Origin of the sequence: Legionella sp. MW5194 (assembly GCF_016864235.1) — a bacterium.
GTDB lineage: Bacteria > Pseudomonadota > Gammaproteobacteria > Legionellales > Legionellaceae > Legionella_C.
The window spans coordinates 2,546,190-2,571,170 of sequence record NZ_CP045732.1; the positions used below are offsets into that span (position 1 = coordinate 2,546,190).

Here is a 24,981-nt window from a genome sequence, read left to right on the forward strand (position 1 = left end):
CAGATCGAGGCTAAATTAGAAATCTGGGCTCAATTCAAGATTAAATGGTGCTCAGAAAACTTCAGGGACGTTGCCTAGTATGATGACGCCTTTCGCGGAAAGGGGGCAGATCGAGGCAAGATTGCATTATGTCTAAAAAACTTCCGGGACGTTGCCCGTAAGGCATGGATTCAATAGATTGGTTCAGGCAGATAAAACACCTTCTGCCCTGAATTGGATAAACACTTCAGCTGTTACTGTTATTAGCATCTGAAGCTGGGGCACACGCAGGGGGCGCCCCAGGAAATTAATCAGTCTAGACGAAATGAGGTGCAGTGGGCGTATAGACCGGCTGAATTGCCACGTAAGGTGGAGGTGATTCAGCGTAAGACTCCATGTTGGATGGATAACCATGATGGTGTTGCGTGTAAGTATCAGGCTGTGACGGCATGTTCAGTTGCGGGTAAAGATTTCCGGTCTGATAAACATAACCCTGAGTCTGTGCATCATAATAATAGGCAGGCATTAACACCTGTGGACGTCGTAAATTGAACGTCATGTCATCGATTTTGATTTCCTCTAATTCACCGCGTCTTAGCTGACGAACCTGAGCTAAAATCGCCTGTTTTTCCCCGCCCCGGGTCGTAAACCAACGATTTAATAAGGACGGTACTGAGTCCTCGCCCATCTTCTCGCGAAGGGCTGTGATGGCGCATTTGATAGCAATCGGATCAAGTCCTGCGACCAACAAATCGTTCATTTCTGAATCCGTTAATTGAAAACGGCAGGCATCCATGGGATCAATTGCATCGTTGTTTTTCAAAAGGTAGGTTTGTAATTTGTTGGTCGCAAAACAACCCAGGGCACCTAAAGCCAGTGACAGGCAGACGGTAGTAAAAACAACCAGCCCCACGGGATTACTGATTCCAGCCGCCAGAATCAGCGCGGACAAAGGTGATGCAACCACCATCGTACCCAACAAGGCCCCTGCCGTAGTGAAAGCAGCCATGCTTGACAGGGTGATAAACGCCTGCAGCCAGCCTTCATTCCAGACAAAGCGCTCCAGGCTATTCAAGGTCTGACTTAACATGTAATAAAGCGCGATACAGGCCAGCACCGCAGCAATAAGCACAACTACCAGCAGAATCAAAAAGGCTAAGCCTTCGCCGTTGATGCTGTCACTGCTGCCATGACCATGATGATGAGATCCCCACCATCCCCCATGGTGATGGTGGGCGTGAAGGCTGCTGAAATAAAGGTTCAGCATGGCCCAATCAAAAAAGGCGTCATGTCGGCAATAAGGATCGGGATTGACGACTAAAATAAAATCGTGTTTCTTCTTAAGCTTGTTTTTAATGTTTTCTTGACGTTGAAATTCTTGCAATTGGGCGAAATTATTTCTATACAATGGCGTGGAAGCGATAAAGGCGTTAAACACAGCCCATGCCTTGCCTTGCTCTTCATAATTTAGACCAAAAAAAGCAGAGCCCTCATTTGCCAATTCGCCATAGACTTTAAAATAGAGGGTCCAGTAAATTTGATCAGGTGCTAATTTGGGACTTTTCTCACAGAGCGTCTTATAATCCGCTGCCAAACCTAAATACAGCTGCGACAGCATGTTATCAGAAAAATTTTTTGCCATACGCTTACTCCCTAAACAACGCTATACCATTTACTGATGCCGTTCGATTTTCGCTTTGGCAATGATGCTATTGACGTACAGATCGTAATCCATAACCCCGTAACTCGATTCAATTTGCTGAGCCAAACTTGCCTGTTGCTCTTTATCCAGCGAAGAATAACGGCCATCATTAATTTTTTTAAGCTGGACAATTACGTAGTCACCGTTGACCAGACTGCGACCTTCGCGGCTATTGACACGCGGCAGACTGAAAGCAAGATCATTGATCATGGCATCGGCTTTGTCGGTATCGCGTGTGGCTTGTTCTACTTCATGCCAGGTCAATTTTTTCTCGTCGATGATTTTTTCCTGCTTGTCCTTGTCGGACTTGGTGGAGAGCAAATCCAGACCTAACTGTTTTGCTTCCTTGCGAGCCTGCAGCAGGGTTAGTTTTTTAACAATGGTATCCTTCACCTGGTCCAGGGGCTTTTTGGAGGCAGGAATGTGTTTGTTTACTCGAAGAACAATGATGCTGTCATTGTCCAATTGCACCGGTTCACTATTATTGCCCAACTCCAGCACATCGTGACTGAATGCCGTATTGACAATCTGCTTGTTGCGGGTAATGTCGCTTTGGCCACCCTGGCGGGTAAACGCTTCGGTTTGCTCAATGTTCAGTTTCAATTCATCGGCTGCCGGCGACAGCGAATCGGGAGTCTGGTAGCTTAGATCTGTCAACTGTTCCAACACCTGAGCATAATTGGCCTGGGCCAGTTCAGCAGAAAGCTGTTCGGAAATTTCTTTCTTTACGTCTGTCAGCGGCTTAAGCTTGGCCGGCTTGTAGGCGATGAGTTTAAAGATCTCATAACCATGCGCTGTTTTAAATGGGGCAGAAATCTGGCCAGGCTGAGTCAGGCCTGACAGGGCCTTATCAAATTCCGTGCTACCAGCCACAATCCAGGGCAAGACGCCATTGTTGGCCGCAGACAATTTATCCGCTGACATGGTTTTTGCCCATTGAGAAAATTGCATGGGGTTATTTTCAAGCGCCTGATAGGCTTCCTCCGCCTTTTGTTTAATCTGCTTTTCCGTTTCCACACTGGCGTCGTCCGGTATCGCGAACAGGATGTGGGCCACTTGCCATTGAGCAGGTGTCAGAAAATTGCTTTGATTGTCTTCATAGTAACGCTGAATGTCGCTGTCAGTGATCTGAATGTTTTTACGGATGTCCTGCATGGACAGGCGAATGTAATCAATGCTGACTTTTTCCGGTTCGATGAATTGCTGTTGATGTTTTTTATAGTAAGCAGCCACCTGTGAATCATCAATTTTAATGTGATCAGTGAATAACGAGGTAGGAATTTCAAGGTAATTGTAATCACGGGTTTGCATGTACAGTTTGACAAAGCGTTTGATTTCTTCGGGTAAAGCGAAGGCACTGCCCATGAAAGCAAACCGTTGTTGATTCAGCAGCATGCCCTGACGCACTTCTTTCTGAAAAGACTCCGGAGTGAACATGGCACCGCTTAAAGCCTGCTGGTAACGTTCCGTAGAGAAATGACCATCCTGTTGAAACTGGGGAATACTGACGATGGCGGCATTGGCCTGTTCAGGACTCACCTCAAAGCCTGCCCCCTTCGCCGCTTGCACGGTAATCTGATTGACAATCATGTTTTCCAGTACTTCTTTACGCAAGGCCACTTCACTGGCGGTTGTCATTTGCGAAGGGTCGCGCTGCTGACGGGCACGGCGATAACTGATTTCAAAGGATTGCTTGCTGATGGGCTCACCATTAACGGTCACTTCAGAATCTGATGCCTGATGAGACTGCATATAATAGTCGACTCCGAATAAAGTGAAGGTTACCGCAATCAGAATAATCACTACCCAGGCTACCACGCCCTGTATGCGTTCATTTAACTTTTGCAACATATTCGAAGTTCCATATTTTAATGTAAATACGCAAGAAATTCAGATTAACTCGGTTGATAAAAAAAACGCGCCATACGGCGCGTTAATCTGGCGGAGTGGACGGGGCTCGAACCCGCGACCCCCGGCGTGACAGGCCGGTATTCTGACCAACTGAACTACCACTCCAATTCTTGGTGGGTGCTGCAGGGATCGAACCTGCGACCCTCGCCTTGTAAGGGCGATGCTCTCCCAGCTGAGCTAAGCACCCAAAAAACTTACGCTTCCTGTACTGCTTCCTTCAAATTCTTTCCAGACTTGAATCTTGGAACTCTTGAAGCAGGGATCTGAATGGTTTTGCCAGTTTGTGGATTTCTTCCTGTACGAGCAGAACGATTGCCAACTGAAAATGAACCGAATCCTGGTAACACAACATCATGGCCGTTTCTTAAAGCATCAGTCACAGTCGCAATAAAAGTATCTAATACACGACTGGTATCTGCTTTAGTAACACCAGCACTACTAGCAATTGCTTCTACCAATTCACTCTTCTTCATCTTTTCCCCTATCCAGTTATTCATCCATAAGTTGAGTCGATTAACTGCATCTTCTCGGTTTAAGCGTCCACATCCTTGAACTGCCCGCCACTGGCGGGCAACGGAATGAAATATACCCCTTATTAGTGTGCGTGTAAATCCTTATTTTTATTTTTTTTTGAACTTTTTGTTGTCACTACCGGATTTACCTCCGAAATGGGCGAATCAACCCTGGGGCTGCGCTGTAAAGCGATGTCTAAAACCTGCTCGATGGTCTTCACCGGGTGGATAGTCAGCTTTCGCAGGACATTGTCAGGGATCTCTTCCAGATCCTTGGCATTTTCCTCAGGAATGATGACATGCTTGATACCACCGCGATGAGCAGCCAGGAGCTTTTCTTTTAGACCACCAATGGGCAGAACCTGCCCGCGCAGAGTAATTTCACCCGTCATCGCCACATCCGCCCTTACCGGAATCTGCGTCAGCGTCGATACCAGTGCCGTACACATGCCGATACCTGCACTGGGGCCGTCTTTAGGTGTTGCCCCCTCCGGCACGTGCACATGGAAATCATTCTTGTCATAGAAATCATCCGCGAGGCCAAAGGTTTTGGCACGGCTTCTAACCACTGTCATGGCGGCATGGATGGATTCCTGCATCACTTCGCCCAATTGGCCAGTATGAATGGTTTTGCCCTTACCTGGTATCATGGAGGCTTCGATGGTTAATAACTCACCGCCGACGCTTGTCCAGGCGAGTCCGGTCACCTGGCCAATCTGATCAAACTGTTCAGCCAGTCCGTAACGGAATTTTTTAACCCCCAGGTATTTTTCAATGTTGGCCCGGGAAATAGTGATTTTTCTGGTTTTTTTGCTTGATAAAATTTCCTTCACTACCTTACGGCAGATACTGGCAATATCACGTTCCAGATTCCTCACCCCGGCCTCACGGGTATAGTGCCGGATGATTTCCCTGACAGCACTCTCACCAATATTGATTTCATCGGATTTAAGACCATTGAGCGTAACCTGCTTGGGAATTAAGTAAGTCAGCGCAATATTAACCTTTTCATCCTCGGTATAACCGGCCAGGCGGATGACTTCCATCCGGTCAAGTAACGGTGCGGGAATTTCCAGAGAATTGGCTGTGGCGATAAACATGACATCGCTTAAGTCATAATCCACTTCAAGGTAGTGATCGCTGAAGGTATGGTTTTGCTCAGGATCAAGCACCTCCAGCAGGGCGGAAGCTGGATCACCACGGAAATCCATGGCCATTTTGTCGACCTCATCCAGCATAATCAGCGGGTTTTTCACCCCGGCCTTACATAATTTCTGAATGATTTTACCGGGCATGGAGCCAATGTAGGTGCGACGATGGCCACGTATTTCCGCCTCATCACGCACACCGCCCAAGGCAATACGGATAAACGTACGGCCCGTGGCATTGGCAATGGATTGCCCGAGAGAGGTTTTACCGACCCCCGGTGGTCCAACCAGACACAAAATGGGGCCTTTGAGGCGTTTTACACGCTTTTGGACCGCCAGGTATTCGATAATCCGTTCTTTGACTTTCTCAAGCCCATAGTGTTCTTTATCCAGCAGTTTCTCTGCTTTTTTCAAATCGAATTGAATTTTATTCTTGCGCTTCCAGGGCACACTGAGCATCCAGTCCAGGTAATTACGAATGACTGTGGCTTCAGCTGACATGGGCGACATCATTTTTAATTTCTGCAACTCAGCGGTTGCTTTGGCTTTGGCTTCCTTGGGCATACCGGCTTTATTGATTGAGTTTTCAAGCTGCTCAATCTCATTGCCTTCTTCACCCAGTTCTCCGAGTTCTTTTTGAATGGCTTTGATTTGCTCGTTTAGGTAATATTCGCGCTGGCTTTTTTCCATTTGCCGTTTCACGCGTCCGCGCACACGTTTTTCAACATGCAGCAAATCAATTTCACCTTCAATGGCAGCCATTAATCGCTCAAGGCGAGTGCCAACATCGACAATTTCCAGCAATTCCTGTTTGTCATCCACCTTGATGCTCAAATGCGCGGCAATGGTATCCGCGAGTCGGCCTGGCTCTTCAATGCCCACTAAGGAGCTTAACACTTCGGGTGGAATTTTTTTGTTAAGTTTGATGTATTGCTCAAACTGAGACATCAGCGAGCGCATGATGATTTCAATTTCCTGCTCTTTATGGCTTTCATTGACTTCGTGCATGGGCTCAAGACTGGCTTCAAGGTAACCATGTTCCTGATTGTAAGACACCACTTTGGCCCGTACTTCGCCTTCAACCAGGACTTTGACGGTACCGTCAGGCAATTTTAATAATTGCAGAACACTCGAGACGGTGCCCACGCTAAACACATCGTCCGGCGTTGGATCGTCATTGGATGATTTGCGTTGCGCGACTAAAAAAATTTGTTTATTGTCCACCATTGCCGCTTCAAGGGCCTTGATGGATTTTTCCCTTCCCACAAAAAGCGGAATAACCATATGAGGGTATACCACGACATCACGAAGCGGCAGTACAGGTAATGGCGACACCAATTCGCTTTCATTCGATATGAATTTATTTTCACTAGACATAATAAGCCCTTCTTCAGACGATTATCCCAAGTATCATTACCAATTTATATCAAAACAGCTTAGACGCATATAAGATTGGGACACTTGCCATTGATTTTTAGGAAATCAATGGCAATCTAACGACAAGGTGTAAAAAAATCAGCTCTAACCGCCAGCGGCAGATTGCTTGCTCTCGTCACCTTCAAAGATGAGGATAGGTTTACCGGTATTGTTGACAACATTCTCATCAATCACCACTTTCTTAATTCCATCTAGGGAAGGTAGATCATACATGGTATCTAAAAGAATATTTTCAAGGATGGCACGCAGACCACGAGCGCCTATTTTTCGCTCCAATGCCTTTTTGGCAATTTGATGCAAGGCTTCATCGCGAAACTCCAGCTCCACATCTTCCATTTTGAATAAGGCATGGAATTGCTTTGTCAGCGCGTTTTTCGGTCTGGTCAGAATGTCAATCAAAGCCTCTTCATCCAGCTCATGCAGAGTAGTGACTACTGGCAGACGGCCTACAAACTCAGGAATCAGTCCGTATTTCACCAAATCTTCGGATTCTAAGGATTCCAGAATCTTTTCATTGATCTTGCTGTCTTTCTGGTTTTTAAGCTGGGCCGCAAAACCAATACCGGATTTGTCGCTGCGTTCACGGATAACTTTTTCAAGGCCGGCGAAAGCACCGCCGCAAATGAACAGAATATTGGAGGTATCGACCTGCAAAAACTCTTGCTGTGGGTGTTTACGACCGCCTTGGGGGGGGACAGAAGCCACCGTGCCTTCGATTAGTTTCAACAACGCCTGCTGTACCCCTTCACCAGAGACATCGCGCGTTATCGACGGGTTGTCGGATTTTCGTGAAATTTTATCGATTTCATCGATGTAAACAATGCCCTGCTGGGCCTTTTCCACATCATAGTCGCATTTTTGCAGCAGTTTCTGGATGATGTTTTCGACGTCTTCCCCCACATAACCGGCTTCGGTCAATGTCGTGGCATCGGCCATGGTAAACGGCACATTCAACAAACGGGCCAAGGTCTGAGCCAGGAGGGTTTTACCGCTTCCTGTCGGTCCAATCAGCAGAATATTGCTCTTGCCCAGCTCGATGCCATCTTCGGTTTTATGCTGCAGGCGCTTGTAATGGTTGTATACGGCGACTGACAAGACTTTCTTGGCATGCGGTTGACCAATAACGTATTCATCCAGGAACTGTGAAATCTCACGGGGTGTCGGTAAATGGGATTCTGATTCTTCCGCCACATCCTGTGTTTCTTCACGAATAATGTCGTTACACAGTTCCACGCATTCGTCACAGACGAATACGGAAGGGCCAGCGATTAACTTCTTGACTTCATGCTGACTTTTTCCGCAGAATGAACAATAAAGAATTTTGTCCCCATCGCTGTTACCAGTTTTACTCATTGATAAACCCCTTTCTTACTTTATGCCATTATCTGTGGCAATCTAGTAAAATTTTAGACAATTGAAAAAATAAAGGCAATGCGGCTACGAAAACTTAACAGTTGCCTGTCTTTTTCGCAGCCGTCTGAATTACATTTCGCTCGCAAGCGCATTACGATCGTAGAGGACCTTGTCAATTAACCCGTATTCCATCGCCTGGGTCGCACTCATAAAGTTATCCCTTTCGGTGTCCCGCATGATTTGGTCAGGCGTCTTTTTGGTGTGTTTACCCATAATATTGTTCAATCGTTCCCTGACAGCCAGTGTTTCACGTGCGTGAATTTCAATGTCTGTCGCCTGGCCGCGGTAACCGCCTAAAGGCTGATGAATCATCACGCGGGCATTGGGCAGGCAAAACCGCTTGCCGTCGGCACCGGCGCAAAGCAATAGCGCGGCGGCGGAAGCAGCCTGGCCGATACACAGGGTGCTGACATCGGGTTTGATGAACTGCATGGTGTCGTAAATGGCCAAACCCGCAGTCACCACCCCACCAGGGGAGTTAATGTACAGGGAAATGTCCTTATCCGGATTTTCTGATTCAAGGAACAGAAGCTGAGCTACAACCAGATTGGCCATGTGGTCTTCGACTTCACCCAGCAAAAAGATAATGCGCTCTTTTAATAATCTCGAGTAAATGTCATATGAGCGCTCCCCTCGCGAGGTTTGCTCAATTACCATCGGCACCAAGCCGCTGGCATTTCTGATTACATCGTCTGAATGACCCGGCATCCTTACTCTCCTTTCTTCTCAGTATCCTTTTTGGGGTTCATGACGTCATCGTAAGACAGTTGCTTTTTAACCATTTTTGCATTTTCACTGATCTTTTCGGCAACGACTTCTTCCATGACCAGGGCTTCGACTTCGCCCAGACGCTCTTTGCTGGCTTTGTACCAGCTGCGCAGCTCGTCCGGATTTTCATAAGCACTGGCGAATTTATCAATCATAGCATCCACACGCTCTTTTTCAGTAGTGAGTTCATGCTTTTTGACGTATTCAGAGAATAAAAGTCCGAGATGAACACGACGCTTGGCCTGTTCTTCGAACAGTGCGCGCGGAAAGTCAGGAATTTTTTCATTGTCATGGTGTTCGTGACCGAATAAGCGGTGATACATTTCATGCTTTAAGTGGGCAATTTCATTGTCAATTAACGCCACAGGCAAATCAAACGGATTGGCAGACAATAATTTATCGAAGATTTTTTCGCGGTTCATGGCGCTGACACGGCGTTCGAGTTCACGGGTCATGTTGTCTTTAATGTCTTTTTTGAGTGCGTCAATGCCACCTTCCTTAATATTGAATTTCTCTGCGAAGGCATCATTCAACTCAGGTAATTGACCTTCAAAGACCTTGTTCACCGTGATTTTGAATGTGGCTTCTTTTCCGGCCAACTCGTTGTGACCGTAATCGGCAGGGAAAGACACCTTGATGTCGGTGGGCTTACCTGGCTTCATGCCTACAATCCCGTCTTCAAATCCGGGAATCATGGATCCGGAGCCAAGAACCAATTCATAGTCTTTGGCACTGCCGCCTTCAAAAGGCTCATCACCCAGAAAACCTTCGAAATCAATGACCACTTTGTCGCCTTTTGCCACAGCACGCGACACGTCCTGCCATTCTTTATTCTGTTCGCGCAGTTTTTCCAGCATGTTGTCAACATCGGCGTCTGTGACTTGCGCTTCGATGGCTTCGATTTCATCCTGGTTCAATTCAGTGATGTCAATGACCGGGAATACTTCAAACGTCGCGGTGTAGCGAAAATCCTTGCCCGCTTCGAGCTGCTCGGGTTCGACCATGGGCTGGCCTGCCGGCACCAGTTCGTTCTTTTGCAGGGCCTCATACAGGGTGGATTGAACCATTTCACGGGCGACTTCTTCGCGAACACTGTCAGAAAAGCGGTTTTTTACCACATTCATGGGCACTTTACCGGGGCGAAAGCCAGCCACTTTGGCTTTACGGGCAAGCTCGCGCAGACGTTGGCCTACCTCTTCTTCAACTCGTTCGGTAGGTACCGAAACCGTTACTTTGCGTTCCAAACCGTTTAAGGTTTCAACAGAAACTTGCATCTAGTCACCTCTTGATGAATTTACATGAATATGGTGCGAAAGGAGAGACTCGAACTCTCACGGGTTACCCCACTGGAACCTAAATCCAGCGCGTCTACCAGTTCCGCCACTTTCGCAAAACAGGGTGGAATTATCGGACAGTACGTGAGTCTTGTAAAGACTCTCTGTGAATCTCGACATGAATTGTATTTGGCTTGATTTAAATGGGGTGAACGATGGGACTCGAACCCACGACAACCGGGATCACAACCCGGGGCTCTACCAACTGAGCTACGCTCACCATAACGACATAATCTTGAATCTGCACTAGGCTGGCACGCCCGGCAGGATTCGAACCTGCTACCCTCGGCTTAGAAGGCCGATGCTCTATCCAGATGAGCTACGGGCGCATTAAATGGTCGGGGTGGAGGGATTCGAACCCCCGACATCCTGCTCCCAAAGCAGGCGCGCTACCAGACTGCGCTACACCCCGTAACCCGTCCTAGGACAGAGCGCAGATAATACTAGCAGCAAAACCTAAAATCAATAACCTGGGCATTTATTTTATCATGCCTGGTCGAATAAAGCCCTTTCTATTTGGATGCGTGATTCTACCGTTTGCGAAGCCCCTGGTTTCTCAGTAGCATAAGCTTTAAAAAGACTGGTGATGATTATGAAAACCCCGCTGCTACCCCTGTTTGACAACCTGGATCACCTGCATAAAAACCACGAGCATGTCGTGCTTCCTAATGCCGAGGTGCAACCTGATTTTTATTACACGCTGCAGTTTTTAAAAAGCTACACCGGCAGTCAGGGCACCTTTAACAGTTATCGACGCGAAGCCGAGCGTTTGCTGCAATGGACCTGGCATGTCCGCAAGGCCACGCTTAAACAATTGAAACGCGAGGACATCGACCAGTTCATCCGTTTCTGCCAGAATCCGCCCGAGAGCTGGATTAGCGTCAAAAAAGTCCCCCGTTACCTCGAAAAAGAAGGCTTAAGGCAGCCTAATCCGGAATGGCGTCCGTTTGTGGTTACCGTCAGCAAGGCGGCGTTTAAACAGGGTCATCGCCCCACCGTTGACCAGTTTACGCTCTCCCAGGGCGCCATTCAGGAAATGTTTGCCATTTTAAGTACCCTGTTTAATTTTTTGATTGCCGAAGAGTATTTAATTGCAAATCCCGTGGCGCTCATCCGCCAGAAGAGCAAGTACATCCGCAAACGCCAGCAAAACGCCCCTATCCGCCGTTTAAGCTTAATCCAGTGGGAAGCCGTGCTTCGAGCTGCCGAAACATTGGCCAATGAGCATCCAGAAAAGCATGAGCGGACGTTTTTCATCTTAAGCCTGCTTTTTGGCCTGTACCTGCGTATTTCGGAGTTAGCCGCCAGCGATCGCTGGATACCCACCATGAATGATTTTGCCAGGGATAACCATGGCAACTGGTGGTTTACGACCGTCGGTAAAGGCAATAAGGAGCGCCAGATTGCCGTCAGCGATGCCATGCTGCAAAGCCTGTCGCGATGGCGTCGTTTTTTAGGTTTATCGGCCCTGCCCTCCCCGGCCGACAATTCGCCGCTGATTCCCAAATTGCGCGGCAATGGCCCAATGAGCGACACCGCCCCCTTGCGTCGTCTGGTGCAGCACTGCTTTGATTTGGCGGCTTTGGATTTACAGGCTCGCAATCAACTGGACGAGGCAGAACATCTGGCCTCAGCGACCGTCCACTGGTTAAGGCATACGGGAATTTCAGAAGACGTTAAAATCCGCCCGCGCGAACACGTGCGGGACGATGCCGGACACAGTTCCAGCGCCACAACCGATCGCTACATTGATGTTGAAAAGCTGGCGCGGCACCGTTCAGCCCGGGGCAAACAGATTGAACCCACTGAAAACAGCTAGGGGCAGGCGTCGACGAGTTCAATGGATTCTGTTTTAAGCGCTTCGCCTAAAAAAATCTCCCCAACCTGTTGGAATCGGGCGACTGAATCAGTAACTAAATAACGGATGTGACGGCCATTGCCCTGAGTCTGCAAGCCAGCCTCGCTGAGCAGCTGCTTTAGACGCTTGGCCGTGGCCTCTGCGGAATCAACAATGGTGACCGTTTCCGGTAGCAACCTGCACAGCAACGGTTTAAACACGGGAAAATGGGTACAGCCTAACAACAGGGTATCCTCGGCATTAAAATCAGCAAGGTAATGGCGCAGGGCTTCTTTCGCGACCGCGTTATCCACCATGCCTTCTTCAGCCAAAGCCACTAATACGCTGCAGGCTCTTGCTGTAATCACGGCTTCAGGCAACTGCTCGTTGATTAAGCGTTGGTAGGCTTTGGAGGCGATGGTTGTTTCGGTGGCTAAAACCGCCACCTGCTGGTTTTTCGTGGCAGCAATGACCGCACTGGCGCCGGGCTGCACCACACCAAGCACCGGAATGTCCGGCAACATGACTTGCAGATGAGGCAAGGCCGCGGTGGTTGCGGTGTTGCAGGCAATCACCAGGGCCTTAATGCGGCGTTCAACCAGCACCTTGGCCATCTGTGACGCATACTGCTGCACCGTATCAGGACTTTTCGTCCCATACGGAAGTCTTGCCGTATCCCCGAGATATATGAACGATTCTTGTGGCAGCGTGCTTTTTAAGGCACGCAAAACCGTGAGACCGCCCATCCCTGAATCAAACACCCCGATTGGTAGGTTATTATTCTTCATAGTGTCCTGTGTTTAGGTTTACCCGAGCGTAGGACCTCGGTTGGTATTCAAATCGCGCTCAAGATTATCCAAGGCTTCCTTCCCTTCCGTCTTAAATTGCTGCAGCATGCTGGCAATTTTTTTGGTGACGTCTTTGGTCGTACTCTTTTCCGCTTCTTTGGATTCGGTGAAGGTTTTTATCAAGCCCACCATTTGTTTAATGGCTGGATGCGCCATGTACGTATTGTAGAGCGCATCGCTTTTAAGTCCAAACACTTTACCCAGTTCACTGTCAGGATCAAACGCGGTGGAGGAAACTTTAATCGCATCCTGGCTGAACTTCATCTTGGGGTTGTTTTTACCCAATACCATCAGCGCCGTCCATAAATGCCTTAATTCCTTGGGGTTGGAGCCGGTAATGACGAGAGGTCTGTCTTTGGTTGGCGCATGATCCAGGTGAGCCAGCAATTGCGAGGCCATGGCCATGGCGTATTTAATTTGATTCTCGGGGTCTTTAGGGAATTTAGACACCGTAATGGTCGCCTTGGGATTAACCTCGGTTTTTTTCTTGACTGTTTTGGGTTCCAGATGGCCGGCATGGACTTCTTCAACAAAGGTCCCGGTATCGGCCACCGTGCGGGTTTGCCCTTCGCCGTAGGTTTCTTGTCTGGTGCCAGAAAGAACGTATTCACGGCACATGCCCGGTTCAAGTTTTTTAACGGTGTAGGTTCTTGGCGCCTCGGTGGAGACCGCTGTACGGTCTGGCGCTGCCTGCTGTCCGGGACCGGGTTGATAGCCCTGAGCAAAATGCTGCTCTTTCTCATCCACCGGAAAATCACTGTATCTCATGTCGGAGGTGGCGAAAATCACATTAGTGCCGTGCTTGCAATCCTCCAGATGTTGAATTAACCCCTTGCGGGCTAATTCATTCGTAGCCGAAGGATCACCGTTCAACGCCAGGCTGGCCTTTTCATAGTAGTCAATGCCAGCTTTAATGTTATCCAATTCTTCTTTTAATTGCTCACGGAACTTTTCAATGTCCTTTTTTTGCTGGCGTTGATTGGCCTGATTCAGAGTCGATGTATTCGGCAAGGAATTAAGCTTGTTTTCATAAATCTTTTGCTGTCTTCGAAACTCTTCAAGGATAACGTCGCAATCGCGTGCAAAGGCTTTAAATTTCGGATGTAACTCGTTGTAAGCCTGACGTGCCGCCACTTCAAACTCGGGGCTTAACCATTGCATTTGAGTTAAATTACCCAGGTGTTGAAGTTCATCACGGTAACTATTGTCAATCTCGGTTACCGTTTCTAGCCTGGTTTTTAACGCCTGAACCTCAGCTTGCTCAGTCTCTCTGGTACCACCTTGGGCGTTGTAGGTAGCATTCAACCAGGCCTGCTGTTTCTTAACCTGTTTGTAGGCGTCAAACATCTCAGGGGTGATTTGTTGTTGCCAGCCTGTATTTCCCAAATTGGTATTTATCGTGTTATTTCCGGGTATACCGGTAATGACATCATTAAGCGAGGCTGCATTTTCAAAAAAATCCCTGAAGTTTTGAATCTGATTTTGGTCAAAATTCTGCGCCTTACTTAAGCGCAGGGCAATTTCAATCGCGGCTTTTTCTTTAATGTCCGCTGCGATAGGGTTAGGCAAATTGGATATAGCGCCATGCCTTGCCACCAGGTGATGATTACGCCCATGCTGATCTGCCATGGCTTGCCGAATGGCACCATTTGCAATATTAAGCCCCTGCGCATCCAGCCCAAAGGCCTGATTAAACGCCGCTTTATCCTGCGGATTAAACGCCATCCTTAGTGTACCAACCAAGTTCCTATAGACATTGTTATTCGCATCAAAGATGTTATTTTGAGTCAACAGCGTGCGATTGAGCGCATCAATCTGTGCGTCATTAACCGCCAGAGGCGGTTTAATGCTGGCTAAAATCTTGGCCAATTCGGGATTGTACAGTTTACTTAATTTTGATAAGCGCTGATTTTCGGCAATCAAATCACCGGCACTGCTGTTCGTAGTACCGACTACGCGGCGAATTTCATCGATGCTTTGCGCTTTCATCAAGGCGCCGAGCACCTCCGGTTTGGCTAAAATGGCCTTTTGCTTATCCAGGCTTAAATGAGAAATGAATGCCTGCAGGTGAGGATGTGCTTCGGCAGGAAAGGCTGAGTGAGCATTGATATGCCCAGTGGCTGCACGTGCCGCGGCTTTTCTCTGTAAATCGGCAGCGAGGCTGTCATCCATCCAATCCAGATTGGCGGTAACCCCCATGTTGGCGAGTTTGATTTTAACATCATTGGTGTCTTTGGCTTGAATTAGCTCATTTAAATGAGCTATTGGGGCTAAATGAGCTATTGGGGCGTGCCCTGGACTAGCAAGAGGGTATTTATCAATCAGTATTTCGATGAGTTGCTTGCGTAAATTATTTTGATCATTTGAGTCTAAGTTCAATAGAATTCTTTGTGTCTCGTTTTGGTTGCCATCAAAACTAAGGCTATTGATGAAGTGCTTCACCTCATCAAAAGTACCCTGATCTGTTAAATCGGCCGTCTTATAATGTCTTACAAGTCTCTCTGCCCTGGCAAGCCCTACCAGTGAAGTAACAAACCGTGCACTTCCATTAGTAATTAGATTATCAGCATCTGTATTCCCAACACCCATTAAACCGTTAATTTTTATAGCATTTGCCAAATTCTGCCTAACATTGGCGGTAGCAATCGTCTGAACCTCTAGAGTATCCAAATTTTCTAATTTCGCTCTAAAAAAAGCAATCAACGCCTCTTCACGACTTTTTGTCACATTAGCCGGGTTATTGAAATAGTCATCAAGGGCCTGTCCCACCAGAGGAGGTTCTGTGGCAGACATTAAATATTGTTTGTACTGAGTGGCAAAATTGGCCTGAGCAACCAGCCTTTTTAAATGCTCCGTTGAGGCCGAAGGGAGATGGGCGCGGACATGGGCGGCCCCCAGGATAGAGCGCAGCAGGGCAGGCTCAACCAGGGCTTCTCGAGCGTTAAGATTACCAGGGCCAGAAAAACCCAAGGCGGGGTATTTGTCAAGGACGGAACGCAGGCTTCCGATGTCGCGCACATCGGCCAAGGCCTTTAAAGCCTTGACATCGCCACACGCGGCAATGTTCAATTTTAAAGCCTGAAGCGCGGCAATCTGACGTAATTCTTTGGCATTGGCCTCCGTGACGGCATGAGTCACATAACGTCCATTTGTATCAAGTAGAGGGGTGATGGCACCCTGTAATGTCCCAACCGGTGGGTTTGCTGCGGCAGCGGCTATGCGGATAAGATCATTTGCATCGTCATGAACAGCCAAGGCTTCCTTAAGGTATCTCGCCCCTAAAACCCCTTTTGCCCAGTTGGCATCCTCATCCTGCTGGTTAAATTTATCGTGGTATACACCGTTAAATACACCTTGAGGAAATGGGTTAAAAGTCTCTGTCTGATGATCCAGCGCATTAAACGCGTTAGCGATAGGATTAAAGTCAGCCCTGAAGTGATACTGAACTCTGAGTTCAAAGGCTTTTCTTAAAGCCACTTTTTCAAATGGACCATTCGCCAGAAGATTACCCCTCAGGGCATTTCTAACATTGACATCCGCTATGCCCAATTGTTGGGCGGCGGCACGGAAATTAACATCGTTATTACGAGCGGCCAATAACCTTTCAAGCTGTGTCAGGGTTTGCGCCGTACCCGGTGCCGCTTTAATTTTCTGAATTAACAACGCCCGTTTCGCCGTCTCCTGAATGGAGTCAGCGGCATTATTAGTAATGTGAGTTTCGTTATTATTTTGAAGTCCGCCTTGCCATTGAGCAGGATCCCCTATCAGGGCGTTTAATGGCGCAGCAGCTAACTGTTGTCTCACAGCTTGTTGATTATTGGCCGTAATAATGGCACTGAGTGCCGCCTCATTTGCCTCCATCAGTGCCAGTTCGACCCGCTTTTGGGCGGCGAGTTGATACAGATCGAAGAATCGCCTCCCCGCATTATTATCAGCGGCATCGAAATTATTATTCGTCGTATCGTTATCCTGAAAATCAGCGTTTACCAATGCACCGCCACTGATCGCTATCCATACATTTTTATGCCTAAAAAGGGCTTGTCTAAATGCGTTAGCATCCGCATGCCCCACCCGCAGGATGTCATCAAGGGCGGCTTTATACCCGGGATTATTCGCTAAATGAGGATTATCGTTAAGACCATTGAGAAGCGCTGCAAACTGTTGATTCTTTGCCATGAAAAATACTCCGGGTATCCAATCACTTTATTGTAAACCTAATTCCTTAAGTTTACCTTAACCAAATCGGGCGAACTCATTTAAATCATTTGGAATTGCCGCCAATTTATTCTATGTTAATTAGTATAGCAAGCGAATGGATAACATCGGATGTTAAGACCGCTCGTCTGTCTCTTCCTCTTAGTCCCTGCCTTAGGCTTTGCCTGCGGCGCGACCAAAACCGTGGTGGATGTCAAACCGGCGGGCCTGCCGCAATACATCTGCTTTGACGGCCGCACCCTCACCTGCGCCCGCACGGGCTACATTTGGCAGGCTAAACGCGGCTGCTTCTTCAGTCATGTCCCATGCGAAGAATACCAGGCGAATTTTTATGGCTATTACCCGCGCGGCAAGCAGATAGCCCGGGCTTATTACAAATGCCGCAAGGGCTATCCCTGGCGTCTCGGTGAGATGCAAACGCATTGAGGTTAGCTGAAGAGGTTAAACAGCAGGCAGTTCCATCACCAGTGCGAAAGCAGCGACTATCCAGATGACTGTGCTCAATAAGTAGGGGTGTTTAAAACGCTCATAGGTTTTCTTTATTGACCACAAATCAATCAGCAGTGTGGGAAGGATAGTCAAAGCCGTCAGTAAAAGAATCTGTGCAACCAGCCAGTCAGCGGTATCAAACGGCAGAATATCCCGAATCCCTTCCGTCATCGCATAAAGAACCGCCTTTAATTTCAACAGTGCCCACAGAACCCAGGGTTCATAATAAACCACTAAAAAAGAAGCCAGGGCGGTGGGGAGGAACAGCGTCATGCCTGCGATTTTAAACACTTTTTTAATGGTCTCGCTGAATTCCTGGGAAAAAAACACCACGATGGACGAACACAGTACAACCAGTGTAATGGTTAATAACATGGCGTTACCCTTTGTCTTCCAGCGCTTCCCAACGCGCATAAAGCGTAGCCAACTCGGCTTCGTCTTTGGCGAGCTCCTGGGTAAATTGGCTGATGGCCTGCGTATCGCGTTGATAAAAATCAGGATTGGCCATGACCAGTTGCAATTCGTTTATCTTTGCTTCCAATTGTTCGATTTTTTGCGGCAATTGCGCCAACTCCCGTTGCTCATTAAAACTCAGTTTAACCGAACTGGCCGTGCGTTTAATAGTCTTTGCCGGGGTACTGATTTCGCGCTGCTGCTTTTTCTGGCGGCGATAATCCTCATAGCCCCCCACGTACTCGTTAAACACCCCTTCGCCCTCATAAACCAGCACGCTGGTGACCACCTGATTGATGAATGCCCTGTCGTGGCTGATCAATAGCAAGGTGCCCGGGTAATCCACCAGCAGGGTTTCGATGAGCTCCAGCGTTTCAATGTCCAAATCGTTGGTTGGTTCGTCCATGACCAGCAGATTCACCGGTTTGGCGAACAATTTAGCCAGCAGCAGGCGGTTGCGCTCGCCCCCGGACAAGGTGGAAACCTGTTGATTGAACCGCTCCGGCGCAAATAAAAATTCCCGCAGGTAGGTGGCCACGTGCTTTTGCTTGCCATTGATGGTGACGTAATCCGCCCCGTCGCCGACATTGGCCATCACGGTTTCATTTTCATTGAGCTGGCGGCGCAATTGGTCAAAATAGGCAACCTCCAGGGATGTCCCCTGCCGAACCGTGCCGCTGTCAGGCTGCAATTCGCCGAGCAGGGTGCGGATCAGCGTGGTTTTACCGCAGCCGTTAGGGCCGATAATGCCAACCTTGTCGCCACGGGTCAGCAGCAGGGAAAACTGCTTAAGCAGTGTTTTATCGCCCAGGGTTAAATTAACCTGGTTTGCCTCAATCACCAAAAAACCGGAACGGGCGACATCAAGCGTCACGGATTGCACTTTACCCAATTGGGCACGTCTGGCCTTGTACTCCTCGCGCATGGCCTTGAGTGCCCTCACCCGCCCTTCGTTACGGGTCCGCCGGGCTTTAATGCCGGTGCGAATCCAGGCTTCTTCTTCGCTGAGGCGCTTGTCGAAAAGTTCATTGTGTTTTTCTTCCGTCAGGCGCATGGCTTCGCGTCGGTCAAGGTAAGTCTCGTAATCGCAGTCATGGGTATACAGGTTGCCGCGGTCAACTTCGACAATGCGGCTCGCCACCTGGCCTAAAAATTCGCGGTCGTGGGTTACTACCAGTAGGCTGCCCTGATAGGATTTAAGGTAGGACTCCAGCCATTCAATGGCATTGACGTCAAGGTGGTTGGTCGGTTCATCGAGCAGGAGCAAATCCGGTGCGGCAATCAGCGCCGCGGCGAGCAGGGCGCGGCGTTTCATTCCGCCCGAGAGCTTGTCCATGCGTGCATTGGCGTCAATGCCGATGCGGGTGGCCATCATTTCAACCCGGGGCAGAATATCCCAGGCATGCAGGTTGTCCATGCGCAATTGACATTGGGCGAGGCGCGTCAGATCATTGCCTTGCGACAAGCGATGAAATTCATCAAGTACCTCGCCGACTTCGCCAAGTCCTTTCACCAGAAAATGATACACCGATTCGTTTTCATGAACAGGAACCTCCTGTGTCAATCCCGCCACACGCAAACCGCCCAAGCGGTTAATCTGGCCTTTGTCCGGTTGCAACTGGCCCTGCAGCAGACGAAGCAGGGTTGATTTGCCAGCGCCATTGCGGCCCACCAGCGCGATGCGATCCTGAGCCTGTATCTGCCAGTCCACCTCGTTAAGTAACGCATTGCCGGCAATGTTTAAACTGACCCCGTGAAGCGAGACTATACTCATAAAAAACCCGTTGACCTGATTGTGTAAACCCTATTTTTCGATGATCAATTGCCTGTCTTTTTGCGATAAATTAAACAGCGACAACACATTCATTCCCAACAGCACCATCTCATCCTGCTCATCGGGTAAAATCACCGCTTTAATGTTTTTTAATTCAAAAGGACCAAAGGATAACCTGTCTAAACGCGTCAGCAGGCCGGTGACTTCGCCGCTGGCAGTATTGAGCGTAATGGGGTAACGTCCCTGAAGGTGAAGCTCGTCGGCCACCGTTTTAGGAATGGCGACGAGGCTTGCGCCTGTATCGACCATGAACTCGACGGACTTGTCATTAATAAACCCCTTGACACGGTAATGCCCCTGCCGGTCGCTCTTGATGGTCAATGTGCCCCGGTCAATCTCATAGCGGGCAGGATCGTGCTGGTCGTGAACGTAAAAAAAAGTAAACAGCAGGCCGAATAAAATCAGCCAGGCAATAATGAACATCTTACGCCCGGTGCGGGCGTATGAATCGTCTTCCACGCCAGTGACTCGCTTATTTTCGTGGTAAAACCAAAATGCCGTCAATTTCGACCTGAGCCCCCCGCGGCAGTGCCGCGACACCAATGGCCGCCCGGGCGGGGAAGGGTTCTGCGAAATAACGGGTCATTGCTTCGTTGACCAACGGAAAATGGTTCAAATCCGTCAGGTACACGTTCAGTTTGACAACATTGGCCAAGGTGCCGCCCGCCGCCTCGCACACGGCGGTTAAATTGTCAAGAACCTGATTAATCTGCAGCCTGATTTCATCACTGCAAAGCTGCATGGTTTTTGGATCCAACGGAATTTGTCCGGATAAATACACGGTATCGCCGCAACGAACGGCCTGGCTGTACGTTCCAATCGCCGCTGGAGCGACCTCACTGTGAATCGCTTGCATGAATTATTCCCCCTGTTTCTTACGGTAAAGGCGCATGACCACTTTATTGGCACGCAGGCGCCGCATGACCCTGGCTAAATGGGTTCGATCACGGACACTGATGGAAAACGTGACCGCATTATGACGGCCATCCCGTGGGTCGACATTGATATTGCCAATGTTGGATTCCGCCTCCGCAATGGCCGTGGCCAAGGCCGCGAGTACGCCTCGCTGGTTGGCCACATCCACCGTGATATCCACCCAGTATTCACCCTGCACCTGCTCATCCCAACGCAAGGAGATGAATTGTTCAGGGTGACTTCGAACATGATTGACCTGCGGGCAATCACTGGCATGAACAATGATACCCCGACCCTGCTGGAAACGTCCAACAATACTGTCGCCCGGAATGGGTTGGCAGCAATCAGCAAAATGAATCACCATCCCTTCGGTGCCTTTAATGGCTAACGGTCCGCCCTGGGTGGTTTTTTCAAGGTCCGGGCTTTCCTGGGTAATGACCAAGCGTTTGGCAATGACCATGGGCATTTGATTGCCGATGCCCACCGCATAATACAGCTCGTCGGCTGACTTGTAATTGAGATCCTGCAATAAAGCCTGAATGGATTCAGGCGGTACCTTGGATAAGGCACTGCCGAGTTCGTTCAATGCCTGATCCAGCAAACGTTTACCAAGGACAATGGATTCCGCATGCTGCTGGCTTTTCAGAAAATGACGAATATTACTGCGTGCTTTGCCGGTTACCACAAAATTTAACCAGGCTGGGTTGGGATGCGCACCCGGGGCGGTGATGATTTCCACCGTTTGGCCATTGGACAGCGGGATGCTCAACGGCACCAACCGTCGGTTAACTTTGGCGGCCACGCAGCTGTTACCCACTCCGGAATGGACGGTGTAGGCAAAGTCAACCGGTGTCGCCCCTTTGGGCAACTCCATGATGTGGCCTTTGGGCGTAAAAACGTAAATTTCATCAGGAAACAAATCAATTTTAACGTTTTCGATGAATTCCAGGGAATTCCCGGTGCTGCGCTGCATCTCCAGCAAACGCTGCACCCATTCCCGTGCCCGTAACTGGGCTTCGTTGATTTCAAGTCCTGAGGATTTATAAATCCAGTGCGCGGCAACCCCGTTTTCGGCTACTTTATCCATGTCACGGGTACGAATCTGCACTTCCAGAGGGACTCCATAAGGGCCAAAAAGCGTCGTGTGCAGCGATTGGTAACCGTTGGCCTTGGGAATACCGATGTAATCTTTAAAGCGTTGGGGCACGGGTTTGTAAGTGCGATGCAACGCGCCGAGCACCCGATAGCAGGAGTCAATGTCTTCTGTGATCACCCGGAAAGCAAACACATCGGTGATTTCAGTAAACGACGCCTTTTTCTGTTTCATTTTTCGGTAAATGCTGTACAAGTGCTTCTGGCGGCCAAACACATGCTCATACGGGATATTCAAATCCTGCAAGGCTTTCTGCAAATCGTGTTCGATGCGCTGCGTCAATTCGCGGCGGTTACCGCGTGATTTTTCCACCGCGGACTTGATGGCACGGTAGCGCATGGGATACAACGCCTGAAAGCCCAGATCTTCAAGGCCGGTATACAGCGCATGCATCCCGAGACGGTTGGCAATGGGGGCATAGATTTCCAGGGTTTCAATGGCGATGCGGCGGCGTTTCAAACGCGGCATGGCGCCCAAGGTGTGCATGTTATGAAAACGGTCGGCCAGTTTGACGATGATGACGCGGATATCCTTCACCATGGCAAGCACCATTTTACGGAAGTTTTCCGCCTGAGCCTCCGCCCGGGATTCAAATTTGATTTTGGTTAATTTCGTCACGCCATCCACCAGCGCGGTGACGTCTTCTCCGAATTGCTGCGTTAAATCGTCTTTGCTGATGGACGTGTCTTCAACGACGTCATGCAGCAGCGTGGCCATGATGGTCTGGTAATCAAGACGCATTCGGGCAAGAATGAGGGCCGCGGCAACCGGGTGGGTAATGTAAGGCTCGCCAGAACGACGCATTTGGCCCTGGTGTGCTTTTTCAGCCACCAGATAGGCTTGATGGCATTTTTCTATGTAGGGTTGCTCAAGATAGCATTTAAGCTCTTCATCCAGCTCCTTAAAGTAGCTCACGCCTCACTCCCCTCGCTTTGATGACGGCTATTATTTAGGCGAGCCGCAGCTCCCTGGCTATAATTCAAGCGATATTGCCAACACATCGAAAGCCTTAAACCAACTTTATTATAAAAATTGTACTCTTTTTATAAGTATCGACATCAATGCCTGAATCATCAAGACAATAAAAGCCATCCTGATGATAATTCCTGATTTTGGGATGATTAAGCAGGTCCCAGGGTTTCGCGGAAACACGAAACCCGATACAGGGCGGCTTGTTAGTCTTTTTCCAGAATCTCGGGCGTGACTAATCCGGCAGCGATTTCTCTTAAGGCAACCACCGTGGGCTTGTCATTTTCCCAATCCACCATTGGCTGCTCGCCGCGGACTGCGATTTGGCGTGCACGTTTTGTGGCCACCATGACCAATTCAAAACGATTTGCTACGTGCTCTAAACAATCTTCTACCGTTACACGTGCCATACAAACTCCCCTCCAGAATTGAAACGGCAACGCCGTTGGTGTTGCCTACTTTTTAGCTAAAACATTCTATTTTACTGCTATGAGAGCAGGAAAGAAAGTAATTTTCCTACTTTAGCCGACTGGCGCTGCAAAGTCAGACGATTGGCTTTGACGATGGCTTTGAGATCCGAGGCCGCCTTTTCGAATTCATCATTGACAATCAGGTAATCAAATTCGGAGAAATGACTTAACTCATCCTGGGCTCTGTGCATGCGATCCGCGATAACGTCTTCCTTGTCCTGCTTTCGTTCCTGCAGGCGCTGTTTCAACACATCAAGGGATGGTGGAACCACAAAAATGCTGATGGCCTGCGGGAAAATGCGGCGGATTTGCTGCGCTCCCTGCCAGTCGATATCAAGGACCACATCGATGCCGGCGCTCAAGCGGGCATTGATTTGCGCCACCGATGTCCCGTAATAATGGTTAAAGACCTGCGCGTGCTCAACAAAATCGTTGTCATTGACCATCTTAAGGAAACGCTTTTCATCCACAAAGAAATAATCCACACCTTCCTTTTCACCCGGGCGCTTGCCGCGCGTCGTGTGAGAGATGGATACTTCGATGTCTTCCAGGGAGCTAATCAGGTGTTTGACTAGACTGGTTTTGCCGCCACCCGAAGGAGCGGCGACGATGAAAATATTTCCCAGCAATAAATTGGCCATTTTATTTACTCTATGTTTTGAATTTGCTCTCGCATTTGTTCAATCAATACCTTCATTTCAATCGCACACTGGGTTAATGCGATGGAATCCGATTTTGAACCCAGCGTATTGGCTTCTCGATTTAACTCCTGCATCAGGAAATCAAGTCGTCGACCCGATGCTTCAGTATTACCCAATACGCGCGCAACTTCCAGCAGATGCGTGGTTAAGCGGTCAAGTTCTTCACTGACATCCATGCGCGTCAGCAGGAGGGCAATTTCCTGCTCGACACGGCCGTGCTCAACATCAAGCTGCAGCGCATGCAACCGGGTTAATAATTTGTCGCGGGCATCATCCAGTGACGCGCTGACAGCCATACGGGCCTTATCCACTTCGTCCTGCATTTTTTTAACCCGCAACTGCAGGTAATGCTCCAAAGCCTGCCCCTCCGCCATTCGGGCGGCTGTGAGCGCCGTAACCGCCTGCTGGAATAATTGTTTGACCTGAGTGGCCAGATTCTCTGCATCCGGTTGAGCCACCTGCACAACGCCAGGCCAATTAAGCAGCGACGACAGGGTTAAATCATTGGCCAGGTGTTTTTGAGCAGCGAGTTGATTGCCCGCCACCAGCAGCGAGTCGAGCAGCGCCTGATTAATGGCAATCGACTGCGCCTGCGTGTCACTCTCCGTCAATTTCAACTGGCATTCGAATTTACCGCGGCTGCACTGCTGACGCAGCATCTGGCGCAGATCATTTTCAAGGAAACGAAAAATCTCAGGCAGTCTGAACGAAATGTCCTGGTAGCGATGATTCACTGAGCGAATTTCCCAGCACAGTGTTGTCGCCTCGACCTGAGCCTGAGCTCGGGCAAAGGCAGTCATGCTTTGAGTCATAGAGAACCCGGATTGACTAAGGTGGGGCGACTATAAACGAAATTTGTACAAATGCAAGCCCAGGTGCATGATTGCCTGGAA

The 24,981-nt window shown here is 49.0% G+C and carries 19 protein-coding genes and 6 tRNA genes; 2 read left to right on the forward strand and 23 right to left on the reverse strand.

All coding sequences use genetic code 11. The features are described 5' to 3' along the window. Window positions 1–295 precede the first annotated feature (295 nt). From GH742_RS11715 to GH742_RS11775, 13 genes are all read right to left on the reverse strand, one after another. The gene (locus GH742_RS11715) at window positions 296–1,621 is read right to left on the reverse strand and encodes a hypothetical protein (RefSeq protein ID WP_203455121.1); all 1,326 of its coding nucleotides are present in this window, start codon (window positions 1,619–1,621) and stop codon (window positions 296–298) included. A gap of 30 nt (window positions 1,622–1,651) precedes the next feature. Then, window positions 1,652–3,532, reverse strand: a complete 1,881-nt coding sequence (locus GH742_RS11720) for a SurA N-terminal domain-containing protein (RefSeq protein ID WP_203455122.1) — start codon at window positions 3,530–3,532, stop codon at window positions 1,652–1,654. Window positions 3,533–3,620: 88 nt separating this feature from the next. Further along, a tRNA-Asp gene (locus GH742_RS11725) sits at window positions 3,621–3,697 on the reverse strand. Window positions 3,698–3,703: 6 nt separating this feature from the next. Further along, window positions 3,704–3,779 (reverse strand) — tRNA-Val (locus GH742_RS11730). 7 nt (window positions 3,780–3,786) lie between these two features. Then, window positions 3,787–4,065: an HU family DNA-binding protein gene (locus GH742_RS11735; RefSeq protein ID WP_165481661.1), complete on the reverse strand. Its 279-nt coding sequence runs from the start codon at window positions 4,063–4,065 to the stop codon at window positions 3,787–3,789. Window positions 4,066–4,187: 122 nt separating this feature from the next. Next, window positions 4,188–6,629, reverse strand: a complete 2,442-nt coding sequence (lon, locus tag GH742_RS11740; RefSeq protein ID WP_203455123.1) for an endopeptidase La — start codon at window positions 6,627–6,629, stop codon at window positions 4,188–4,190. Between the two features lie 144 nt (window positions 6,630–6,773). Then, window positions 6,774–8,042 (reverse strand): ATP-dependent Clp protease ATP-binding subunit ClpX, encoded by a 1,269-nt coding sequence (gene clpX, locus GH742_RS11745; protein ID WP_058531056.1) that lies wholly within the window; start codon window positions 8,040–8,042, stop codon window positions 6,774–6,776. A gap of 129 nt (window positions 8,043–8,171) precedes the next feature. Further along, complete coding sequence (gene clpP, locus GH742_RS11750; RefSeq protein ID WP_203455124.1) at window positions 8,172–8,810, reverse strand: ATP-dependent Clp endopeptidase proteolytic subunit ClpP; 639 nt, start codon at window positions 8,808–8,810, stop codon at window positions 8,172–8,174. 2 nt (window positions 8,811–8,812) lie between these two features. After that, window positions 8,813–10,144 carry a trigger factor gene (tig, locus tag GH742_RS11755; RefSeq protein WP_203455125.1) on the reverse strand — a complete coding sequence of 444 codons (1,332 nt, stop codon included), beginning with the start codon at window positions 10,142–10,144 and terminating at the stop codon, window positions 8,813–8,815. 31 nt (window positions 10,145–10,175) lie between these two features. Beyond that, a tRNA-Leu gene (locus GH742_RS11760) sits at window positions 10,176–10,260 on the reverse strand. 88 nt (window positions 10,261–10,348) lie between these two features. Beyond that, window positions 10,349–10,424: transfer RNA gene (locus GH742_RS11765), tRNA-His, on the reverse strand. Window positions 10,425–10,456: 32 nt separating this feature from the next. Continuing rightward, window positions 10,457–10,533 (reverse strand) — tRNA-Arg (locus GH742_RS11770). A 6-nt stretch (window positions 10,534–10,539) separates the two neighbouring features. Continuing rightward, a tRNA-Pro gene (locus GH742_RS11775) sits at window positions 10,540–10,616 on the reverse strand. 174 nt (window positions 10,617–10,790) lie between these two features. Here GH742_RS11775 and GH742_RS11780 point away from each other — a divergent pair. Then, window positions 10,791–12,023 carry a site-specific integrase gene (locus GH742_RS11780; RefSeq protein ID WP_203455126.1) on the forward strand — a complete coding sequence of 411 codons (1,233 nt, stop codon included), beginning with the start codon at window positions 10,791–10,793 and terminating at the stop codon, window positions 12,021–12,023. On the opposite strand, the gene murI is transcribed toward GH742_RS11780, so the two are convergent. Further along, window positions 12,020–12,829 carry a glutamate racemase gene (gene murI, locus GH742_RS11785; RefSeq protein WP_203455127.1) on the reverse strand — a complete coding sequence of 270 codons (810 nt, stop codon included), beginning with the start codon at window positions 12,827–12,829 and terminating at the stop codon, window positions 12,020–12,022. The genes GH742_RS11780 and murI overlap by 4 nt on opposite strands. Window positions 12,830–12,847: 18 nt before the next feature. Then, window positions 12,848–17,065: a hypothetical protein gene (locus GH742_RS11790; RefSeq protein ID WP_203455128.1), complete on the reverse strand. Its 4,218-nt coding sequence runs from the start codon at window positions 17,063–17,065 to the stop codon at window positions 12,848–12,850. Window positions 17,066–17,215: 150 nt separating this feature from the next. Here GH742_RS11790 and GH742_RS11795 point away from each other — a divergent pair, with 150 nt between their 5' ends. Beyond that, window positions 17,216–17,530: a hypothetical protein gene (locus GH742_RS11795; protein ID WP_203455129.1), complete on the forward strand. Its 315-nt coding sequence runs from the start codon at window positions 17,216–17,218 to the stop codon at window positions 17,528–17,530. Window positions 17,531–17,545: 15 nt separating this feature from the next. Here GH742_RS11795 and GH742_RS11800 read toward each other — a convergent pair whose 3' ends face one another. From GH742_RS11800 to GH742_RS11835, 8 genes are all read right to left on the reverse strand, one after another. Then, window positions 17,546–17,968, reverse strand: coding sequence for a hypothetical protein (locus tag GH742_RS11800; protein WP_203455130.1), 423 nt, complete (start codon window positions 17,966–17,968; stop codon window positions 17,546–17,548). Between the two features lie 4 nt (window positions 17,969–17,972). Continuing rightward, window positions 17,973–19,820: an ATP-binding cassette domain-containing protein gene (locus GH742_RS11805; RefSeq protein ID WP_203455131.1), complete on the reverse strand. Its 1,848-nt coding sequence runs from the start codon at window positions 19,818–19,820 to the stop codon at window positions 17,973–17,975. Window positions 19,821–19,850: 30 nt separating this feature from the next. After that, window positions 19,851–20,339, reverse strand: coding sequence for a TIGR02281 family clan AA aspartic protease (locus GH742_RS11810; protein ID WP_203455132.1), 489 nt, complete (start codon window positions 20,337–20,339; stop codon window positions 19,851–19,853). A gap of 13 nt (window positions 20,340–20,352) precedes the next feature. Next, complete coding sequence (locus GH742_RS11815; RefSeq protein ID WP_108290669.1) at window positions 20,353–20,736, reverse strand: RidA family protein; 384 nt, start codon at window positions 20,734–20,736, stop codon at window positions 20,353–20,355. A 3-nt stretch (window positions 20,737–20,739) separates the two neighbouring features. Further along, window positions 20,740–22,863, reverse strand: a complete 2,124-nt coding sequence (spoT, locus tag GH742_RS11820; protein ID WP_203455133.1) for a bifunctional GTP diphosphokinase/guanosine-3',5'-bis pyrophosphate 3'-pyrophosphohydrolase — start codon at window positions 22,861–22,863, stop codon at window positions 20,740–20,742. A 260-nt stretch (window positions 22,864–23,123) separates the two neighbouring features. Next, the gene (gene rpoZ / locus GH742_RS11825; protein WP_058525884.1) at window positions 23,124–23,327 is read right to left on the reverse strand and encodes a DNA-directed RNA polymerase subunit omega; all 204 of its coding nucleotides are present in this window, start codon (window positions 23,325–23,327) and stop codon (window positions 23,124–23,126) included. Between the two features lie 77 nt (window positions 23,328–23,404). After that, window positions 23,405–24,028, reverse strand: a complete 624-nt coding sequence (gmk, locus tag GH742_RS11830; RefSeq protein WP_203455134.1) for a guanylate kinase — start codon at window positions 24,026–24,028, stop codon at window positions 23,405–23,407. Window positions 24,029–24,033: 5 nt separating this feature from the next. Beyond that, the gene (locus tag GH742_RS11835) at window positions 24,034–24,900 is read right to left on the reverse strand and encodes a YicC/YloC family endoribonuclease (RefSeq protein WP_203455135.1); all 867 of its coding nucleotides are present in this window, start codon (window positions 24,898–24,900) and stop codon (window positions 24,034–24,036) included. Window positions 24,901–24,981: the final 81 nt, after the last annotated feature.

Bases quoted from the DNA above. Each gene is read 5' to 3' on its own strand.
- GH742_RS11715 (WP_203455121.1), bottom strand. From the start codon at position 1,621: ATGGCAAAAAATTTTTCTGATAACATGCTGTCGCAGCTGTATTTAGGT.
- GH742_RS11720 (WP_203455122.1), bottom strand. From the start codon at position 3,532: ATGTTGCAAAAGTTAAATGAACGCATACAGGGCGTGGTAGCCTGGGTA.
- GH742_RS11735 (WP_165481661.1), bottom strand. From the start codon at position 4,065: ATGAAGAAGAGTGAATTGGTAGAAGCAATTGCTAGTAGTGCTGGTGTT.
- lon (WP_203455123.1), bottom strand. From the start codon at position 6,629: ATGTCTAGTGAAAATAAATTCATATCGAATGAAAGCGAATTGGTGTCG.
- clpX (WP_058531056.1), bottom strand. From the start codon at position 8,042: ATGAGTAAAACTGGTAACAGCGATGGGGACAAAATTCTTTATTGTTCA.
- clpP (WP_203455124.1), bottom strand. From the start codon at position 8,810: ATGCCGGGTCATTCAGACGATGTAATCAGAAATGCCAGCGGCTTGGTG.
- tig (WP_203455125.1), bottom strand. From the start codon at position 10,144: ATGCAAGTTTCTGTTGAAACCTTAAACGGTTTGGAACGCAAAGTAACG.
- GH742_RS11780 (WP_203455126.1), top strand. From the start codon at position 10,791: ATGATTATGAAAACCCCGCTGCTACCCCTGTTTGACAACCTGGATCAC.
- murI (WP_203455127.1), bottom strand. From the start codon at position 12,829: ATGAAGAATAATAACCTACCAATCGGGGTGTTTGATTCAGGGATGGGC.
- GH742_RS11790 (WP_203455128.1), bottom strand. From the start codon at position 17,065: ATGGCAAAGAATCAACAGTTTGCAGCGCTTCTCAATGGTCTTAACGAT.
- GH742_RS11795 (WP_203455129.1), top strand. From the start codon at position 17,216: ATGTTAAGACCGCTCGTCTGTCTCTTCCTCTTAGTCCCTGCCTTAGGC.
- GH742_RS11800 (WP_203455130.1), bottom strand. From the start codon at position 17,968: ATGTTATTAACCATTACACTGGTTGTACTGTGTTCGTCCATCGTGGTG.
- GH742_RS11805 (WP_203455131.1), bottom strand. From the start codon at position 19,820: ATGAGTATAGTCTCGCTTCACGGGGTCAGTTTAAACATTGCCGGCAAT.
- GH742_RS11815 (WP_108290669.1), bottom strand. From the start codon at position 20,736: ATGCAAGCGATTCACAGTGAGGTCGCTCCAGCGGCGATTGGAACGTAC.
- rpoZ (WP_058525884.1), bottom strand. From the start codon at position 23,327: ATGGCACGTGTAACGGTAGAAGATTGTTTAGAGCACGTAGCAAATCGT.
- gmk (WP_203455134.1), bottom strand. From the start codon at position 24,028: ATGGCCAATTTATTGCTGGGAAATATTTTCATCGTCGCCGCTCCTTCG.
- GH742_RS11835 (WP_203455135.1), bottom strand. From the start codon at position 24,900: ATGACTCAAAGCATGACTGCCTTTGCCCGAGCTCAGGCTCAGGTCGAG.